The organism is Streptomyces sp. NBC_00236, from assembly GCF_036195045.1.
Lineage (GTDB): Bacteria > Actinomycetota > Actinomycetes > Streptomycetales > Streptomycetaceae > Streptomyces.
The window spans coordinates 7,846,764-7,865,394 of record NZ_CP108100.1 but is presented as its reverse complement, the minus strand read 5'-3'; the positions used below and the strand labels follow the sequence as shown (position 1 = coordinate 7,865,394).

General features: G+C 69.8%; 18 protein-coding genes, 1 pseudogene and 1 riboswitch. Of the genes and pseudogenes, 10 read left to right on the top strand and 9 right to left on the bottom strand.

Annotated elements, in window-relative coordinates; translation table 11 throughout:
• Window positions 1-110: 110 nt before the first annotated feature.
• On the top strand, window positions 111-680 hold the full coding sequence (locus OG446_RS35065; RefSeq protein WP_328897815.1) for a GNAT family N-acetyltransferase: 570 nt from the start codon (window positions 111-113) through the stop codon (window positions 678-680).
• A 409-nt stretch (window positions 681-1,089) separates the two neighbouring features.
• On the opposite strand, the gene OG446_RS37265 is transcribed toward OG446_RS35065, so the two are convergent.
• Window positions 1,090-1,308, bottom strand: coding sequence for a fibronectin type III-like domain-contianing protein (locus tag OG446_RS37265; protein WP_443050297.1), 219 nt, complete (start codon window positions 1,306-1,308; stop codon window positions 1,090-1,092).
• 21 nt (window positions 1,309-1,329) lie between these two features.
• Between OG446_RS37265 and OG446_RS35060 the strand changes: the two genes are divergently transcribed.
• Window positions 1,330-2,016: an MFS transporter gene (locus tag OG446_RS35060; RefSeq protein ID WP_328897814.1), complete on the top strand. Its 687-nt coding sequence runs from the start codon at window positions 1,330-1,332 to the stop codon at window positions 2,014-2,016.
• 274 nt (window positions 2,017-2,290) lie between these two features.
• Here the strand turns inward: OG446_RS35060 and OG446_RS35055 are convergent, their stop codons facing one another.
• The 4 genes from OG446_RS35055 to OG446_RS35040 form a co-directional block, all read right to left on the bottom strand.
• Window positions 2,291-3,316, bottom strand: coding sequence for an NADP-dependent oxidoreductase (locus OG446_RS35055; RefSeq protein WP_328897813.1), 1,026 nt, complete (start codon window positions 3,314-3,316; stop codon window positions 2,291-2,293).
• Between the two features lie 156 nt (window positions 3,317-3,472).
• Window positions 3,473-3,736 carry a hypothetical protein gene (locus OG446_RS35050; RefSeq protein WP_328897812.1) on the bottom strand — a complete coding sequence of 88 codons (264 nt, stop codon included), beginning with the start codon at window positions 3,734-3,736 and terminating at the stop codon, window positions 3,473-3,475.
• A gap of 119 nt (window positions 3,737-3,855) precedes the next feature.
• Window positions 3,856-4,227, bottom strand: coding sequence for an aldo/keto reductase (locus OG446_RS35045; RefSeq protein ID WP_328897811.1), 372 nt, complete (start codon window positions 4,225-4,227; stop codon window positions 3,856-3,858).
• A 57-nt stretch (window positions 4,228-4,284) separates the two neighbouring features.
• Window positions 4,285-4,977 (bottom strand): SDR family oxidoreductase, encoded by a 693-nt coding sequence (locus OG446_RS35040; protein WP_328897810.1) that lies wholly within the window; start codon window positions 4,975-4,977, stop codon window positions 4,285-4,287.
• A gap of 115 nt (window positions 4,978-5,092) precedes the next feature.
• Between OG446_RS35040 and OG446_RS35035 the strand changes: the two genes are divergently transcribed.
• The 4 genes and pseudogenes from OG446_RS35035 to OG446_RS35015 form a co-directional block, all read left to right on the top strand.
• Window positions 5,093-5,653, top strand: coding sequence for a TetR/AcrR family transcriptional regulator (locus tag OG446_RS35035; protein WP_328897809.1), 561 nt, complete (start codon window positions 5,093-5,095; stop codon window positions 5,651-5,653).
• A gap of 6 nt (window positions 5,654-5,659) precedes the next feature.
• A complete protein-coding gene (locus tag OG446_RS37260; protein WP_443050250.1) occupies window positions 5,660-5,875 on the top strand; it encodes an oxidoreductase in 216 nt (71 codons plus the stop codon).
• 133 nt (window positions 5,876-6,008) lie between these two features.
• On the top strand, window positions 6,009-7,412 hold the full coding sequence (gene lpdA / locus OG446_RS35020) for a dihydrolipoyl dehydrogenase (RefSeq protein ID WP_328897808.1): 1,404 nt from the start codon (window positions 6,009-6,011) through the stop codon (window positions 7,410-7,412).
• A 178-nt stretch (window positions 7,413-7,590) separates the two neighbouring features.
• Window positions 7,591-7,773 (top strand): annotated as a pseudogene (locus OG446_RS35015) (alpha/beta hydrolase fold domain-containing protein); the annotation flags it as partial.
• A gap of 337 nt (window positions 7,774-8,110) precedes the next feature.
• Here the strand turns inward: OG446_RS35015 and OG446_RS35010 are convergent.
• Entirely contained in the window at window positions 8,111-9,076 is a 966-nt protein-coding gene (locus OG446_RS35010; RefSeq protein WP_328897807.1) for a pirin family protein, read from the bottom strand.
• Window positions 9,077-9,218: 142 nt separating this feature from the next.
• On the opposite strand from OG446_RS35010, the gene OG446_RS35005 reads away from it, so the two are divergent.
• Together OG446_RS35005 and OG446_RS35000 are read left to right on the top strand one after the other, a co-directional pair.
• Window positions 9,219-9,575, top strand: coding sequence for a tetratricopeptide repeat protein (locus OG446_RS35005; protein WP_328897806.1), 357 nt, complete (start codon window positions 9,219-9,221; stop codon window positions 9,573-9,575).
• A 72-nt stretch (window positions 9,576-9,647) separates the two neighbouring features.
• Complete coding sequence (locus tag OG446_RS35000; RefSeq protein WP_328897805.1) at window positions 9,648-10,157, top strand: GNAT family N-acetyltransferase; 510 nt, start codon at window positions 9,648-9,650, stop codon at window positions 10,155-10,157.
• A gap of 67 nt (window positions 10,158-10,224) precedes the next feature.
• On the opposite strand, the gene OG446_RS34995 is transcribed toward OG446_RS35000, so the two are convergent.
• Window positions 10,225-11,010 carry a CbtA family protein gene (locus OG446_RS34995; protein WP_328897804.1) on the bottom strand — a complete coding sequence of 262 codons (786 nt, stop codon included), beginning with the start codon at window positions 11,008-11,010 and terminating at the stop codon, window positions 10,225-10,227.
• Window positions 11,011-11,039: 29 nt separating this feature from the next.
• On the bottom strand, window positions 11,040-11,255 hold the full coding sequence (locus OG446_RS34990) for a CbtB domain-containing protein (protein ID WP_219570050.1): 216 nt from the start codon (window positions 11,253-11,255) through the stop codon (window positions 11,040-11,042).
• Between the two features lie 45 nt (window positions 11,256-11,300).
• A riboswitch (adenosylcobalamin (AdoCbl) riboswitch) is annotated at window positions 11,301-11,394 on the bottom strand.
• 124 nt (window positions 11,395-11,518) lie between these two features.
• Here OG446_RS34990 and OG446_RS34985 point away from each other — a divergent pair.
• Window positions 11,519-12,112: a histidine phosphatase family protein gene (locus tag OG446_RS34985; protein WP_328897803.1), complete on the top strand. Its 594-nt coding sequence runs from the start codon at window positions 11,519-11,521 to the stop codon at window positions 12,110-12,112.
• A gap of 120 nt (window positions 12,113-12,232) precedes the next feature.
• Here the strand turns inward: OG446_RS34985 and OG446_RS34980 are convergent, their stop codons facing one another.
• Window positions 12,233-14,086, bottom strand: a complete 1,854-nt coding sequence (locus OG446_RS34980) for a glycoside hydrolase family 15 protein (protein WP_328897802.1) — start codon at window positions 14,084-14,086, stop codon at window positions 12,233-12,235.
• A gap of 738 nt (window positions 14,087-14,824) precedes the next feature.
• On the opposite strand from OG446_RS34980, the gene OG446_RS34975 reads away from it, so the two are divergent.
• Window positions 14,825-18,559, top strand: coding sequence for a S8 family peptidase (locus OG446_RS34975; protein ID WP_328897801.1), 3,735 nt, complete (start codon window positions 14,825-14,827; stop codon window positions 18,557-18,559).
• Window positions 18,560-18,631 lie beyond the last annotated feature (72 nt).

The window sequence follows — 18,631 nt, the reverse complement described above, 5'->3', positions numbered from 1 at the left end:
CCCGACCGCCCCAAAAGGACCTGTTCAGGATCTGACGGTCGGCGGTGAGGGTCGGGCCGGGTCCGGATATTCGGTTTCTGCCCGCTCCGTGAGAACACAAGATGGTGCGCATGACTTTGACCACCCCCGTGCTGCACACCTCTCGCCTGCGACTGCGCCCCTGCACCGACGCCGACGCGGATTCCTTGTTCGCGCTGCACAGCAACGCCTACGTGATGCGCTACTGGGACTCCCCGCCGTGGAACGAGACGGCCCGCGCCCAGCGCTTCATCACGATGTGCCGGAAGATGGCGGACGAGGGCACCGGAGCACGAGTGGCCATCGACCGTGCTTCCGACGGTGCCTTCGTCGGCTGGTGCGGGCTGACCGGATGGAACCCGGAGTACCGAAGCGCGTCGCTGGGCTACGTCCTCGACGAGGCGATGTGGGGCCACGGATACGCGACGGAAGCCGCACACGCGTTGCTGCGGTGGGCATTCGACACACTCGACCTGAACCGGGTTCAGGCCGAGACGGATACGCGCAACGTGGCTTCCGCCCGGGTCCTGGAGAAGATCGGGTTCCTGCGTGAAGGGACGTTGCGGGAGGACTGCGTGGTGAACGGCGAGGTATCCGACTCGTGGGTGTTCGGACTGATCAGGCGAGAGTGGCAGCCTGCTGAGCCGGTTCCGGCCGACTGAGCCGGCTCCGGTCGTGAACCGCGGAGGCTGCGACGTGCGCCTGCCACGGCGGTGGACAACTGTCTTTTGATCTCTCTGTCACATGCACACATGCACACATGACGACGACGCCTGGCCTCCCTTACCTCGTGCTGCACGGCAGCAGTGCCGCGGCCGGCTTCGGGGACGAATCTGACCACGTGCAGTGGGAGCGGGACGGGCGCCTGACACGGATCCGCTGGAGGCCATCGAAGCGGTCCGCGGCCTCGACCGCTCCTTCGAGGCTGCCCACGTCGGCCCGACACCGGCCGCGGCCCGGCGACCGCTCCGGCCACAGCGCACGGCTTCGGTCTGCTGTCACCCGCAACCGACAGCAGACCGAAGCCATGCGGAGAACGGCTTACGTGCAACTTCTCGAACTCAGAGGAAATCAGCTGATGGTGACAATCCGCTGTACAGCCAGGTTCCGCGAGGACCGGCCCGCGTGGATGGTGCAGGAGCCGGGAGTGAGCTTCCACGCGTCGGCATTCCATACCGAGAAGTCGCGGGCACTGACACTGAAGTTGAGGCGCGCACTTGCACGTGGGTCGAGGGTGATCTTGCGGAAGCCGATCAGACGCCGGGGCTCGGCCTGTGCGCCGGAGGGCAGGTCAACACCCTCGCTCGACGTATGCGGCAGCCCGAACTTGTCTCACTCCCCGAGACGGACGGAACAGGATCCTCCACCGGTGGAATTCGTAGTCTGCTGACACGAGACCTGCGTCGCCCCACCCTGGTGCTCTGGGGAGCCTTCTTCCTGGTCATGGCCGCGTTCTACTTCGTCACCAGCTGGACACCCACACTGCTGGTTGAAGCCGGCATGTCATCGACACAGAGTCTGACCGGCGGCACCCTGCTCAACCTGGGCGGCATCTTCGGCACCGCCCTCCTGGGCGCACTCGCCGCGCGCTACGCCCTCATCAGCGTGCTGCGCACTTACCTCTTCGTGGCCGCTGCACTCGTCATGGCCTTCGCCAACTCGACCGACGTCCTCACTCTCGCCTTCTGTGTCGGCGCGGTCATCGGCGTCGCCGTGAACGGGTGCATCGCAGGCCTCTACGCACTCACACCAGGCATCTACCCGGCCCGGTTGCGCGCCACCGGGGTCGGAGCAGCGATCAGCGTCGGCCGCGTGGGCGCCATCATCGCCCCCTCCGCCGCGGGCTGGTTGCTCGACGCCGACTGGACACCCCTGGCCCTCTACGTGGCTACGGGCGCGGTCTTCGCCGCGGCCGGCCTTCTCCTGCTCGCCATGCGTACCGGGCAACGGCCGAAGAAGGCTTCCCCCGTGCTGGAGCCGGCGTCATCGGCTCCGTAGGCACGACACACGGGCTTGGCGTGAGTGGAGGCGGGTCGGGACGGTGGTGCTTCCGCATCCCGTGAGGGCCGGGCGCCTTCCCGGCCCTCGTGATCATGGCCGACCTGCCGACCGGAGGCGTCGATGCCGTTGGTGTGGGCGTGCGGAGGTTCTTCGTCATCGCCAGCCTCCTCCCGGCGGTCGCTGGTCGCGGTGGACGAGCGTGTTCGAACCTACGACGATGCGTCGGTTGGGCGTCGTGGCCCATGTGGTCGGTCGGGGGCGGACGTTGGACTCAGCCACGGTTGGTCACCGCCTTCGAGTCGGTGGTGACCAGGACCTTGCCGCGTGTGCCGCCGGCGAGCGTCTCGGCGAGAGCCCGCGGGGTCTGGCCGAACGGGAGCACCCGGTCGACGACCGGGCGCAGTACCCCGGAGTCGACCAGTTCGGTGACCTGGCGCAGCGCGGCGCTGTCGGGTGTGATGAACAGGAACCGGTAGGTGACCCCGAGCGCGCGTGCCCGGCGGCGGGTACGGGCACTCAGGGCCCGGATGGCGAGCCTGACGACGGGGTTGACGCCGACGCGCCGCGCGAAGGCCGGGTCGGGCGGGCCCGTGATGCCGATGACCGTGCCGCCGGGGCGCAGCACACTGAGGGAAGCCCGCAGGGTGGCTCCGCCCTGAGTGTCGAGGACGAGGTCGACGGGCGTGCCGGCGAGGCTCTGCACGAGGTCGTCGTGGCGGTAGTCGATGACGATGTCGGCACCGAGCTCTCGTGCGGCTGCGATGTTCGCCGTCGAGACGGTGGTGGCGACGGTGCAGCCCAGGTGCTTGGCGAACTGGATCGCGACCGATCCCACGCCACCGGTCCCGCCATGGATGAGAACGGTCCGCCCCTTTGTCACCTTGCCCATCTCGACGAGGGCCTGCCAGGCCGTGAGGGCGACGACTGGAAGCCCCGCGGCCTCGACCAGGCTCACCGACCGGGGAACGGGTGCCATCGTGGCGGCATCGACCGCGACGAACTCGGAGAAGGTGCCGGTGGTCGCCAGGTCGACATAGCCGTACACGTGGTCGCCCACGGCGATGTCGCGTACCGCGGAGCCGGCCTCTACGACCTCGCCGGAGAGCTCACCGCCCATGACCTTGGGTAGCCTGAACGGGAAGATCACCTTGAACTCGCCGGAGCGGATCCGCTCGTCGGCGTGGTTGACGCCCGACGCGACCATGCGCACGAGCACCTCATGGGGGGCGGGGACCGGCACGGGCATCTCGGCCTCCCGCAAGGGGGAACCGTACTTCTCGAGGACGAAGGCTTTCAAGGAGGACTCCTGTCAAAGCGTTTCTGGGGGTCGGGTATCTGGGCGTCGGATATCTGGGGGTCGGATATCTCCGCGTCGCGCACCCCGGCTTGGACGCCGTACGTCTTGAAATGGTTTGTGTTGTTCTTCTCGCTGCGGCGCGGGCGCACCGCGTAATCAGCCGCGTTCACCCATCAGGCCACCGGCACGGCCGGGGCGGTGACGTGGTCGGCGGCGCCGCCTTGGAGGCGGGTCCAGGGAGGCGGCGATCCCTTCGTGGGGTGCGCCGAGCGGAACGGCGCTGACATCGGTGAGGCGGGTGTACTGCTCGTCGGTCAGCTGGACGTCGAGGGCGCCGAGGTAGCTGTCGAGCTGGGAGAGGTTGCGCGGGCCGACGATCGGGACGAGCGTGGCCGCGGAACGGGCGGCGCGTTCGCGCACTCAGGCCACGGCAACCTGGGCGGGTGTCACGCCGGTCTCCTCGGCGGTGGCCAGGACGGTGTCGACGACGGCGGTCTTCTGGCCGGTGCTCTCGGTGTGGATGACCCTGCCCAGGTCGCTCAGGCGCCCCTCGGCGGAGCTGCGTCCAGGCGCTTGAGGCTGGCTTCCACCGAGGCGACCATGTTCTTGCGGCTGCTGCCGGTCTTGGAGATGTCCGGCTGCGGGGCGGCGCCGAGGGCGAACTTGGTGGCCAGCACGAAGTGGTCGCGGTCGGTGGAGATCAGCTTTCCGGTCAGTTCCTCCGATTCGCCGAACTGGTAGCCGTCCGCGCTGTCGAGAAAGGTGCCGCCGGCCTCGGCGAACCGGTCGAAGATCCGCCGTGCTTCGTCGGGTTCGGCACCTGCGCCCCAGCCGGTGCCGAAGTTCGCGGTGCCGAGCGCGTACTCGGAGACGCGCAGTCCGGTCCGGTGCCCGAAGGTCGTGTAGCGCATGAGGCGTCCTTGTGCGAGGGGTGGGAAGGGGGGCGCGCCGGTGTGGAGGGGTGAGCGTCAGCCTGCGTTCGGCTGGGGTGCCGTGGAAAGGCTCTGCTTGACGTACCGGCTGGTCTCGTCGGCGAGGATCTCGGTCAGGCCGGTCTCGATGCCGTGCAGGGCCTGGGCCGCGACGTCGACGGCGGCGACCTTCTGGTCGGCGGGCACGTCGGCGGCCATGTCGGTGTCCATGTAGCCGACATGCAGGGCCGAGACGGTGATCCCGCGAGGTGCCAGCTCCTCGCGCGTCGCGTCGCTCAGCGCCCAGGCGGCGGCCTTGGACGCGGCGTAGGAGCCGAGGCCGGCCGGGTGGAACCAGGACAGGGCGGACAGGACGTTGAGTACGGCGCCGCCGCCGTTGCCCTCGATGACGGGGGCGAAGGCCCGGGTGGCGGCGAGAGGGCCGAAGAAGTTGGTCTCCATCTCCCGGCGGACCTCGTCCAGGCTGCCTCCGACCAGCGTCGCACCGGTGGAGATGCCTGCGTTGTTGATCAGCAGCGTCGCGTCGGAAGCGATGCGGGCGGCCTCCTGTACCGACTCCGCGTCCGTGACGTCCAGCCGCAGCGGGATGACGCCCGGCACGTCGACCGCCTCTGGGCGTCGGGCCGCGCCGTACACCTTCGCGCCGCGCTCGACGAGCTGGGCTGCCAGATGCCGCCCGAGGCCCCGGTTGGCGCCGGTGACGACTGCGACCGCGTTCTTGAGTTCCATGCCTGCTCCTGGTCCCGGCGGGTGCCGTCGGCCACCCGCACCGATTTAGATTATGCATCCAATCTAAACACGAGCCTATGATAGATGCCAGTCGACATCCAAACGGGAGGTGGTCATGGGCCGCGTATCGCAGGCACAGGCGGAGGAAAATCGCAGGCGGGTGGTGGACACCGCATCCCGCCTGCTCCGGGAACAGGGCACGCAGGTCAGCGTCGCCGACCTGATGAAGGCGGCCGGCCTGACCCACGGCGCGTTCTACAAACAGTTCACTTCCAAGGAGGCGCTCGTCGACGAGGCCACCGCCCACGCCTTCGCCGAACTCGCCCGACACCACGGCGCCGGGCTCGAGCGGTACGAGGGACAGCGCGAAGCCGCCCAGCAGGCCCTGATCGACACCTACCTCTCCACCGAGCACCGCGACGACCCGGGGCACGGCTGCCCGGTCGCCGCGCTCGCCACCGACATCGCGCGCGAGGGCGGGGAGCGCGAGGCCCGTCGCGTCTACACCGAGGGAGTGGCCGACTTCGCCGGCTTCCTCGCCACCGACGACCAGGACGGCATCGCCCGCCTCTGCACCCTGCTCGGCGCGCTGGTCCTGTCGCGGGCCACCAAGGGCTCCCCGCTCTCCGAGGAGATCCTTGCCGCCGCGCATGCGGCCTTGACGAAGGCAGACTGATCAAGGGTGCGGTGCGGACGCACATCGACCGCGAGCGCCGCCGGCGCGGACGGTGCGGAGATCCACGGAGCGAACGGCTGCCTGCTGCACCAGTTCCTCTCCCCGAACACCAACCACCGGACATCGTCGAGCGCCTGCGCACCGATGCCCCGCTCAACGAGATCGACCCGGCCACCCTGTACGGCGGCGGCAAGGCCGGATACACCGACCACCCGACCCTGACCCACGCCTGACACCAGCGTCTACGAGCCGCCCATCCACCGGACCGGGGCGGCTGGGCGGTCGTAGTCCCGCCGTGCGACAGCCTGTCGCCGGCATGACGATGACCAGAGCGGAAACGAGAAGGAGAACCGCAATGAGCAGCACACACTTCGATGTCGTCGTCCTCGGCGCCGGGCCCGGCGGCTACGTCGCCGCGATCCGCGCCGCCCAGCTGGGCAAGAGTGTCGCCGTCATCGAGAAGCAGTACTGGGGAGGCGTCTGCCTGAACGTCGGCTGCATCCCCTCCAAGGCCCTGTTGCGCAACGCCGAACTCGCCCACACCTTCCACTACCAGGCCAAGCAGTTCGGCATCTCGGGCGACGTGAGCTTCGACTACGGCGCCGCCTACGACCGCAGCCGGCAGGTCGCCGACGGCCGGGTCAAGGGCGTGCACTTCCTCATGAAGAAGAACGCCATCACCGAGATCGACGGCCACGGCACCTTCACCGACGCCCGCACCCTCGACGTCGCCCTCACCGACGGCGGCACGCAGAGCGTCACCTTCGACGACGCCATCATCGCCACCGGCTCCACCGTGAAACTGCTGCCCGGCGTCGAGCTCAGCGAGAACGTCGTCACCTACGAGACGCAGATTCTTCAGCGCGAGCTGCCCGCCTCCATCGTCATCGTCGGCGCCGGGGCGATCGGCATGGAGTTCGCCTACGTACTGCGCAACTACGGCGTCGAGGTCACGATTCTCGAATTCCTCGACCGCGCGCTGCCCAACGAGGACGCCGAGGTGTCCAAGGAGATCGCCCGCCAGTACAAGAAACTCGGCATCAACCTCCTGACCTCCACCAAGGTCGAGGCCGTCACGGACGAGGGAACCTCCGTCACGGTCACCTACACCGCCGCCGACGGCACGCACTCGGAAATTCGTACCGACAAGGTCCTCATGTCCGTCGGCTTCGCACCGCGCACCACCGGCTACGGCCTGGAGAACACCGGTGTCACCCTCACCGACCGGGGCGCCATCGCCATCGACGAGCACATGCGGACCTCGGCACCGCACCTGTACGCGATCGGCGACGTCACCGCCAAGCTCCAGCTCGCCCACGTAGCCGAGGCGCAGGGCGTTGTCGCCGCCGAGACCATCGCCGGGGCGGAGACGATGCCGCTGGGCGACTACCGGATGATGCCGCGCGCGACCTTCAGCCAGCCCCAGGTCGCCTCGTTCGGGCTTACCGAGCAGCAGGCCCGCGACGAGGGGCACGAGGTGCTTGTCTCGAAGTTCCCCTTCACCGCGAACGGCAAGGCCCACGGTCTCGGCGAACCGACCGGCTTCGTGAAGCTCGTAGCCGACGCCGCGCACGGCGAGCTCCTCGGCGGACACATGGTCGGCGCGGACGTCGCGGAACTTCTCCCCGAGCTCACCCTCGCGCAGAAGTGGGACCTGACGGCCACCGAACTGGCCCGCAACGTCCACACCCACCCCACCCTCGGCGAAGCACTCCAGGAAGCGTTCCACGGCCTCACCGGCCACATGATCAACCTCTGACTCCGGGGGGCCGGCCGATCAGCCGGCCCCCACCCGATCCGGGCACCCTCGCGGTGATGCTGCCGCTGCGCCTGCTCGCAAAGGGTGCGGCGGCCCCGGGCGCGATCGTCAGCCTCTCACCGTGGACCGACCTCACGATGCGGCTCCCGGCGGTGGACGCGAACAGAGCAGCGACCGAATGCTCAGCAGGGCCACGCTCGAACTCTTCCGGTCAGCCTGGATCCAGGACCCCGCCGTGGACTTCGCCGACCCGCAGATCAGTCTCGTGAACGCCGACCTGACCGGCCTGCCGCCCCCCACTGTCCACTTCGGCGAGTACGAGACCCTCGCCGACGACGGCACCGCGCTCGGCCGACGCCTCGCCGAGTTCAAGATCACCTCCGAGGTCCACCCACTGCCCGACGGCCAGCACTCCTTCGTCCTCAGCGCCGGACGCGTACCCGAGACCCCAGGAGAGCGCTGGTCGGGCAGGGCAGCATCGGCAGTCCCCCAACCCCGGCAATCTGATGACGCATCAGTAAGGTCAACAACGGGTCAGCCGGTGTTTGATCAGACCTGGTCACGGGTGCCAACACGTGCGAGTGCCGACCGCCCCAGGAATCGACCTCCGGAGACACAGCTGCACCCCTCCGCCGTGCTGGCGGGGGGACGCAGCGAGCGCACACGACAGGGCGCACCGGAGAACACATCACTCCAGTTCAGCGCACCCGTCCCCGCGGTTTCAGCGCCACCGGCGGCAGTGCGGGAGCAGGCAGCCGGTCGCCGTCGTAGCCGTGCACCTCACCGAAGCGGGAGCCCTCCGCCCACGCCTGGCGGGCCTCCTCGATTTCCTCGTGGGAACGCCCGATGAAGTTCCACCACATGACGATCTCCTCCTCGAAGGGCTCGCCGCCCAGGAGCATCAGCCCCGCGTCCGACTCCGCACGCAGGGGAAGCTCGGAACGGCCGCAGCCGAGGTAGAGCATCGACCCGGGCAGGACGGGCACGCCGTCGACCTCCGCCTCGCCGGACATCGACAGCACGGCGTACTCGAAGTCGGGGTCCAGCGGGAGGCGGGCCTCGGCTCCGCCGCTCAGGGCGAGGTCGGCGCCGACGATCGGGGTGTACGCGGTGCCGGGCGAGGTGGCGCCGTCGAGGGTGCCGAGGATCACCGTGGCCGTGAGGCCGGGGGCGGTGACGGTCGGCAGGTCCTTGTGGTGCTGGAAGTGCGGTTCGACGGTGCGGTGGGCATCGGGCAGGGCGACCCAGAGCTGGGCGCCGTGCAGCAGCGCGGCGTGCGGCCTGGGGCTCTCCTCGGAGTGGCTGATCGCGCGGCCCGACGTCATCAGGCCGAGCTCGCGCGGGCGGATCGTCTCCAGACTGCCCAGGCTGTCGCGGTGCAGGACCTCGCCCTCGTGCAGCCAGCTGACCGTCTGCAGGCCCATGTGGGGGTGCGGCGGAACCTGCATCCCGGGTTCGTCCGCGATGTCATCGGGGCCGTAGTGGTCGACGAAGGCCCAGGCCCCGACCATGCGGCGGCCCAGGTTGGGCAGCAGTCTGCGGACCTCGGTGGACTCGCCGAGCCGGACGTGGCGCGGAGTGAGGAGTTCACGTACGGGTTCGGCGACGACGAAACCCCGCCCTCCACAGACGGAGAGTGCGGCCTGGCGATCGAGATTGCTCATGGCGGTCAACCTATTCCCGTGCGGCTCCGGGCGGGTGGCGCCCACGCCGAATTTTTAGTGGAATGTTAAACCATCTGCCGGTGTTGTGGCGGGTGGACACGTACGGGAGCGGCCCGGCGGCGCCTTCGACCGAGGAGGTCACATGAGCGACACCTACTACGAGTTCGGAACCGCCGCCGAGCGCTGGGACCGCGCACAGCTGTTCTTCGGGTCGAAGGAGTACACGACGGCGGCCAGGATCCTGGGCGGACTCGTCGAGGAGGTGCCGGACCAGGTCGCGCCCCGGCTGCTGCTGGCGCGGGCCTACTACCACTCGGCACGGCTCGTCCGGGCCGAGACGGAGCTGCGCACGGTGCTGGAACTCGACCCGGTGGAGCAGTACGCACGGCTCATGCTCGGCCGCACGCTGGAGCGCCAGGGCCGGCAGTCCGAGGCGGACACGCAGCTGCGGATGGCCGCCGCCCTGTCCGGGGACTTCACCCCGGCCGGTGATGCCTGACCGCCGCGCACACCGGGCCGCACCCGGATATCCGGGTGCGGCCCGGCCTCGGCGCGTGATACCTCACAGGGCATGACCTCACTCGACACACCACGGCTGATCCTGTCCCCGATGACCCTTGCCGAGGCCGAGCAGGTGGCGGCGGGCAGGCCGGCCGAGGGTGCTCGCTGGGCTCCCGGCTTTCCCCTCCCGGGTGAGATGCGGGCGGCCCAGCGGTTCCTGGAGACCTGTGCCGAGACCCGTGACCCGACTCCCTACGGTTCGTACCACGTAAGGCGCCGCGAGGACGGGCTGCTGATCGGCGGAGCCGGGTTCCACGGCGCGCCCGACGAGAACGGGCACGTCACGATCGGCTACGGACTCGTGCCGTCGGCGCGCGGCATGGGCTACGCCTCCGAGGCGCTCCGTGCGCTTCTTCGGTTCACCCGTGACCAGGGCATCGTCTGCGTGCACGGGGACGCCGACCTCGACAACATCGCCTCCCAGCACGTCATGGCCGCGGCGGGCATGCGCCTCGTGAAGGAGGACGCGCTGCTGAGGTACTACCGGATCGACTGGGACGGTTCCGCCGGACAGGCGTGAGCCGGCTTCCGTACGCGTCAGGGCCCGCCGCGGATCCTGGTCTCCCCCGGCGGGCCCTGACAGAACCTCAGCCCGCCACGGGGGCCGACCGTTTCGTTCTGGCGTCCGTGGCAGTGGCCGCGTCCCGCCCCGGCTCCAGCAGCCGTTCGGTGAGATAGCCGAAGACCAGCCCGAAGGCCGTCCAGAGCGTGACCTGCACCGCGAGCGTGGCCAGCCTGAACTCCCAGAGCAGAGAAGCCGGGAAGTCCTTTCCGACCTCGTTGAAGGAGGGCAGGAAGGCATAGGCGAGGCCGATGACCAGCACGTAGCCGGCAGCGGCGGCGATGGTGGCGTTCCAGTTGCCCAGGCGCGGAGCCAGCCGCCTGCCGAGGATGACGGCGGCGACGGCCAGCAGCACGCTGAGGGCGACCATGAGGAAGAACAGCGCGGTGCGTCTGCCGATGGTGTCGGGGTTGCCGACAGCCGGCGGATTCGCCGGGTACTTCAGGAACGGGACGATGTACACGGTCAGCAGGGCGGCTCCCGCGATCAGCGCGGCCGTCGCCCTGGGGCCGAACCGGCCCAACCGGCCGAGTGCGTAACAGAAGACGAGTGCGGCGATGCCGCCGACGGCGACGCCGAAGACGAGTACACCGGTGGCGAGTCCGCCGGTGGCCTGCATGCCCCGGCTGACGAGTTCCTCGCCGCCGCCGTGGTCGTGGCTGTGACTGTGGCGGTGCGCCTCTTCGAGGGCGATGGCCGCATCGACGCGTGACTCGCCGAGAAAGTACGCCACCGCAAGCGCGAGCGCACCCGCGACAAGGCCGGCCAGCATGCCGCGGACGAGCAGGGCTCTGACAGATATGGAGTTCATGAGGGATTCCCCTGGATCAGCCGGATGGATCAGTGGCAGGGGAATCCGAGGAGGTGACGGCCGTCGTGGACCCACTCGTGCACGCCTTCGCCCGAAATGAGCGCGGTGGCGCCCTGCTCGGCACCGACGAAGTACAGCAGGATCAGCATGACGACGCCGAAGAAGACCGCCCAAGGGGCAATGGCCTTCAGCGAGATGGGAGTGATGGCGGGTGTGACCGTGGCGGGGGCAGCAGTCTGTGCCATGGCAGAACCTCCTGAGGGAACACGCGTCCCGATCGTGGTGCCTGAGACGAAGGTGCTGGGTCTGACTTCCCGTACGGGTACGGGTTCACAGTGGCGCGACCGTGCCGGATTCTCACCGGACTTCCGTCACACCCTCGTCGTGTCGTCGCGACCATACCGCTTGGGCGTGACGGCCGCCATGGTGCCCGTGGGCGGGCCGGCGCGCCCTGGATGCCATGGTGTGCTTGGCCACGGGGTCACAGTTCAGGGAGTTGAGGGCGGGCATGACGGTACGGGTGATGTTGATCTCACCGGCAATGAACTCCGCGCTGCGCGAGGCCCGGTTCGCCGGTGACGCTCCGCTGGACGAATCCGGGCTCCGGCCTGCCCGGGCAGCCGCTGCCTCCGGTTCGGTCCCGGTCGCGGACCAGTGGCTGCGGGGGCCGTCCCGCCGCTGCCGCGACACCGCGGAAGCGCTGGGGCTCCGGACAGGCGCCGAACACGCCTTGCGGGACTGGGAGATGGGCCGCTGGTCCGGTGCGCGGCTGTCCGAGGTGAGCGCGGACGAGCCGGACGGGGTGGCGGCCTGGCTGGCGGATCCGGCGGCGGCTCCGCACGGGGGCGAGTCTCTGCTGGAGCTCTGCGCCAGGGTGGGCCGGTGGCTCGACTCGCTGCACGGGGACGGTCCGGGCCGGGTCGTGGGGGTGGTCGAGCCTGCCGTGATCCGGGCCGCCGTCGTCCATGCGCTGGCCCTTCCTCCACTGGCGTTCTGGCGACTGGACGTGGCACCCCTCACGGTCACGGAGCTCAGCGGCAGGTCGGGGCGGTGGAACCTGCGCTGTGGTCGGCCGCTCGTAGCGGAGGAGCCTGTCCGGTGACCGCGGTCCCGCGAGCGACGGTCACCGTACGGGGCGGAGAGGGTGCGGCGGCCACCGTACGGGCCGGACGGTGTACTCCGCGCGGGAGCTCGGGCCGATATGCACTCCGCGCGGGAGCCCTCAGGCCGTGCCCGTGCCCCCGCGTGCCGCGTTGATCCTGGCATCCAGCGTGATGGCGGCGTCGATCAGCGCCAGGTGAGTGAACGCCTGTGGGAAGTTACCCAGTTGACGGCCCGTCACGGCGATCTCCTCCGAGTACAGGCCGAGATGGTTGGCGTAGGTGAGCATCTTCTCCAGGACCAGCCGGGCCTGGTCGATGCGTCCGGCCCGCGCCAGGGCGTCGACGTACATGAACGTACAGAGGGAGAAGGTCCCCTCCGAGCCGCTCAGCCCGTCGGGTGAGGCCTCGGGGTTGTAGCGGTAGACGAGGCTGTCACTGACCAGCTCATGCTCCATCGCGTCCAGCGTGGACTTCCACATGGGATCGTCCGGCGTGATGAAACCGACCGTCGGCATGCGCAGCAGGGACGAGTCGAGGACGTCGTCGCCGTAGTGCTGGACGAAGGCCTTCTTCGTCGGGTCCCAGCCACGGTTGAGCACCTGCTGGTAGATCGTGTCCCGGGCGTCCACCCAGCGGCCGCGGGCAGCCGGACGGCCGTCGTCGGTGGCGATGCGGACGGCGCGGTCGAAGGCAACCCAGGACATCACGCGGCCGTAGGTGAAGTCCTTCCTGCCGCCTCGGGTCTCCCACAACCCCTCACCGGGCTGGTCCCAGTGATCGACCAGCCAGTCGAGAAGGGTGTGCAGCGCGGTCCAGCCCCGCGTATCCAGGTGCATGCCGTGCTGGTGCGCGAAGTAGATGCTGTCGAGCGCCTCACCGTAGATGTCCAGTTGCAGCTGGCTCGCCGCTCCGTTTCCGATGCGGACCGGGGCGGAGCCGCCGTAGCCCTCCCAGTGGTCCAGGGTCTCCTCGACCAGGTCCGAGGAGCCGTCGACGCGGTACATGATGTTCAGTGGCCCGGTGCCGCCTTCGTGACCGGCCTCTTCCTTCACGCGGTCGTGCAGCCAGCCGATGAACGCCCTTGCCTCCTCCCTGAACCCCAGGCCCAGCAACGCGTACACCGAGAACGACGCGTCACGGATCCAGGTGAAGCGGTAGTCCCAGTTGCGTTCTCCGCCCAACTGCTCGGGCAGGCCCGCCGTGGGGGCCGCCACCAGGGCGCCGGTGGGCGCGTACGTCATGAGCTTCAGCGTCACGGCCGACCGTTCCACCGCTTCCCGCCACCGGCCGGCATAGGTGGACTGTCCCAGCCAGGAGCGCCAGAACTGGACGGTCTCGTCGAAGAGTTGCTCGAACTCCGCCACGGATACCTCCTGCGGCGGCCCGTCGGGGGACGACTCCATGACCAGGCCACGCTGCTGGCCCGCCTGCAGGGTCAGGGTGAACCGCAGGTCGTTTTCGCCCGAGAGGATGTTCAGCAGCCGCTCGTCCTGTGGCTCGCGGACGGCGTGGACGGCGAGGTTCATGTCCGGTGAAGTGAACAGGGCCCCGCGCTCCGTGATGTGCAGCTCGTGCGGTGTGCGGCCGTAGTCGAAGCGGGGAGCGATCTCCCCTTCGAACGTCATGCTGCCCCGGACGCACCGCAGCATGCGGACCAGACGGTGCCGGTCCGTCGCTGTCGTTCCGGTCACCGGCATGAAGTCCACCACCTCACCGGTGCCGGCCTCGGTCATGAAACGTGTCACGAGGACGGCCGTGTCGGGGTGGTAGAGCTGCTTGCTCGTGTACGTGTCGGCGACCGGCCGGACGGTGAAGTGACCGCCCTTTCGGTGGTCGAGCAGGGCACCGAACACGCTGGGCGAATCGAAGCGGGGACAGCAGAACCAGTCGATCGTCGCGTCCGTGGTCACGAGAGCCGCGGTCTGCAGGTCTCCGATCAGACCGTGGTTCTCGATCAGGGGATATTCGTCCATTTTGCGCCCCTTTCGGCACCGGCGACCCATCGTATGCCGACGACGGCACGCCGTCCTGATGAGGGAATGCGGTGAGCTGACGGCCGCAGGCTCTGCACATGACGGAGAGGCCGGCCGGGCCGTACGCAGCCCGGGGCGACCGCGCGGGACACGGTCTCCGGAGCCGTGCTCGACGTGGAGGTGGGCCTGGTCGCCGGGCAGGGGACCCGGGCGCGGTCACGACGGATGCCGTCGCGGCCAGGGCCGGGGTGAGCAAGCCGCCCGTCCACCGGCGGTGGTCCACCGAACAGGATCTGATCATCGTTGCCGCGGAGACCCGCATCGGCGTCCTGTCGGTGCCCGTCCGGGCGGCTTCCGCGCCGGGGGCTCCGCTTCGTGCTGCCACGGACTCGGCTGGAGGCCTTCCTGCTGCCCGGCTCGGACCGGCTGCTCGCTGGCCTCGTCAGGCGTCGGCCGATCCGGGCGCGGCGCGCAGCCACTACGCGATGCATATCGGGGCGCGGGAGCGAGCGCGAGCTCAGGGACGTCGACGGTCACCCGCCCGGGTCCGGGCGGCGAGGCGGTCGGCCGGCAGGTCTGCCCTGACAGCGGCATCCGCGACCGGCGCCCGCGCAACTCGGTCACCGAGGGCGACTTGACCGCATTCCAGCCGTTCCCCGGCGGCAAGTCGCTGCCATGGCAAGGACTTGCCGCCACCGGCTCTTCACGCCGTGCGCCACTCGCGGATAGACCCATGCCATGTTCTCCCCCATTCAGTCACCCGCCTTCCGGCGCAGACGCCGGCAGTTGCTCTCGGCCGCCGTCGCCGTGCCGCTTCTGGCGTCGGGCCTCATAGCCCTGCAAGCGCCCGCACAGGCCGCTCCGAGCAGGCCCGCCGTTCCCGCCAAGCCCTCGGCGACCCACAAGGTCACCCTGGTCACCGGCGACGTCGTCACGGTCACCACGATGGCCGACGGCAAACAGTCCGCTGACGTTCACCGGCCCGACAGCGCCGTCGGTGGCGTGAAGATCCAGGAGGTCAAGGGCGACCTGCTCGTCGTCCCGGACGAGGCGGCACCGCTGCTGGGCGCCGGCAAGCTCGACCGCCGACTGTTCAACGTCACCGACCTGATCGAGATGGGTTACGACGACGCGAAGTCGGCCGCGGTGCCGCTGATCGCGACGTACACCCCGTCGAAGTCCCGCTCCGCCGTCGAGCCGACGGCCCCGCGCGGCAGCAAGCTGACCCGCAGCCTCAAGGGCATCCACGGTGCCGCGCTCAGCACCGGGAAGCGGCAGGCCCACGCCTTCTGGACCGCCGTCGCGCCGCAGGGGGCCGCGAAGCTCGGAGCCGGTATGGAGAAGCTCTGGCTCGACGGCCGGGTGAAGGCCACCCTGAAGGACAGCGTGCCCCTGATCGGCGCGCCCGAGGCCTGGGCGGCCGGGTACACCGGCAAGGGGGCCAAGGTCGCGGTCCTCGACACCGGTATCGACGTCAACCACCCCGACTTCGCCGGCCTGATCGACGGCACGGTCAGCTTCGTACCGGGCGAGACCGTCACCGACGTCAACGGCCACGGTACCCACGTGGCCGGCACGATCGTCGGCTCGGGTTCCGCCTCCGGCGGCGACAACAAAGGTGTCGCCCCCGGCGCCGACCTGTTCGTCGGCAAGGTGCTCGGCGGCGCGGAGGGCTACGGCCAGGACTCCTGGGTCATGGCGGGCATGCAGTGGGCCGCCGAGTCCGGAGCCGACGTCGTCAACATGAGCCTCGGTGACTCCTACCCGACGGACGGCAGCGACCCGATGTCGCAGACGGTCGACGCGCTGTCCGCGCAGTACGGCACGCTGTTCGTCATCGCAGCAGGCAACGCGGGCCCGGAGACCGTCTCCGCCCCGGGCGCCGCCGCCTCCGCGCTGACGGTGGCCGCCACGGACAAGGAGGACCGGCTCGCTTCCTTCTCCAGCACCGGCCCCCTGGCGTACTCAGGCGGGATGAAGCCGGACATCGCGGCGCCCGGCGTGGACATCACCGCGCCCCGCTCGCAGGAGATGACCGATGGGGGCGAGGGCCTCTACCGCACGATCAGCGGCACGTCGATGGCCACCCCGCACGTCGTCGGCGCGGCGGCGATCCTGTCCCAGCAGCATCCTGACTGGAACGGCGCGCAGCTCAAGGAACACCTGATGAGCACGGCGAAGGGCCTGGACGAGGGGTACTCGCCGTACGAGGTGGGCACCGGCCGTGTCGACGTGGCCGCCGCCGTGCGCACGACGGTCCGTGGCACCGGATCGCTCTTCTTCGGCAACTACACCTGGCCGCACGAACCGGGCGATGTCGCCGTCACGAAGGACCTGACCTTCACCAACACGGGTTCCGCCGACGTCACGCTGGACCTGGCGCTGACCGACGCGGGCGGCCCGTTCACGCTGGGAGCCACCGCGGTGACCGTCCCGGCGGGCGGCACCGCCGCGATCCCCGTGACCGGTGACCCGCGGGCCGCCTCGGCAGGCCGCCACGTCGGCTACGTGACGGGGACCGACGCCGCCACCGGAAAGCAGGTGACCCGGACCTCCGTGGCTCTGCTCAAGGAGGAGGAGCGCTACGACCTGAACATCAAGCTGGTCGGCCGGGACGGCAAGCCGGCCGCAGGCTGGGTCACGGTCAACCTGGCCGGCGACTCCTGGCCGTGGAACGTCTACGTCGAGGGCTCGACCACGATGCGCATGGCGCCGGGCCTGTACTCCGTCGGGGCGTACGTCGACGTGGCCGGCCAGAAGCCGGACCGCTCGGGTCTGGCCGTGCTGGTCGACCCGGAGACCGTGCTCAAGGACGGCCCGGCCGACGTGGTGCTCGACGCGAGCCGGGCACACCTGCTGGAGACGGAGGCTCCGCAGCGTTCCGAGGACCGCCAGCGCAAGGTCGACTTCAACATCCACTACAAGGGCTTCGACCCGTTCATGGACTACCGCGGTGCGTACGTGCTGCCGCCGACGTACGACGACGTCTACGTGGCACCGACGGAGGCGATGACGCAGGGCGAGTTCATGCTGATCACCCGCTGGCGCAAGGGCGAGCCGCCGCTCAGCCTGAGCACGCCGGGCGGCCGGCTCCGCTTCGAGGCACTGGTGCAGGCGGGCAGCGCCCTGGGTACGGCCACGGACCGGCTGGACGCCGTCTACGCGGGCGACGGCTCTGCCGCCGCCTACGAGAAGACGCGCGCCAAGGGCAAGCTCGTCGTCATCGGGCGCAGCGACGAGGTCTCGCCGCAGGAGCGGACCGACGCCGCGGTCGCGGCCGGCGCGAAGGCGCTGATCGTGGTCAACGACGGGGCAGGCGCCCTGATGGAGTACGTCGGCGAGTCGGCCATTCCGGTCGCCACCGTGCATCGCGACGCGGGCAAGGCCCTCGTCGCGATGGCCAGGGCCGGCATCCTGAAGCTGACCATGAAGCAGACGGAGTTCACACCGTTCGTCTACGACCTGACCCGGGACTACCCCGGCCGGGTGCCGGACCGGGCGCTGGTCTACAAGCCGACCGAGCACGACCTCGCCCGGATCGACGCCCGCTACTACTCGGCCGCGGACGGCGGAAGTGCCGAAGGCTACCGGTCCGACTTCACCCTCAGCCCGTCGTTCAACTTCCCCGAGCGCGAGTGGCACCCGGGCACGCGCACCGAGTGGGTGACGCCGGGTCAGGTCTGGAGGGAGTTCCACACGCAGGGAGTCGAAACGGCGCTGCCGTGGTCGATGGTGTCGGGCGACAACACGTACGCCAGGGGCAGCACCAGCCGGCTGGACTGGTTCGCTCCGGCGACCCGCCCCGGCCAGGGTGAGTCGTTCGGTGTGTACAACTCCCGTTGGCAGAACTACATGACGTGGAACGTGCAGGCCTGGGCCTCCGCGAGCGACAACATGCGGCTGGGCGGCTATCTGCCGTGGGGTGAGACGCCGTCCCACCTCCAGGTGTTCCAGGGCGACGAACTGATCCACGACAACCCGGTCAGCGGCGACATGCAGTGGGTGGAGGTGCCTGCGGGCAAGCTGCCCTACCGCACCGTCCTCGATGTGGAGCGGCCCGGTGACGCCTTCCGGCTGTCGACGCGCACCCACACCGAATGGACCTTCGTGTCCGACACCGTCGAGTCCGAGTTCTTCGAGCGGTTCTCGGTGCTGAACCTGGACTACGCGCTGGAGTCCGACCTGCACGGCGACGTCAGGGCCGACGCCACCCAGCGGATCACGCTCAAGCCGGTGTCGATGGACTCCGGCACCGTGCCGGGCAAGGTCGTCACGGTGAAGCTGGACGTGTCGTACGACGACGGCGCCACCTGGCAGAAGGTGACCCTCGCCCAGCGTGCCGGTGGTTCCTGGACCGGGTCGTTCCGGACCGCGAAGAAGCCCGGCGGCTTCGTGTCGGTCCGCGCGAGCGCCGCGACGGACAGCGGCTACAGCGTCAAGAACGAGATCATCCGGGCGTACGGCCTGCGATGACCCACACCGACGGGCCCCGGGGAGGCGACTCCCCGGGGCCCTTCCCGTCATACCTGCTCCCACCAGCGACTA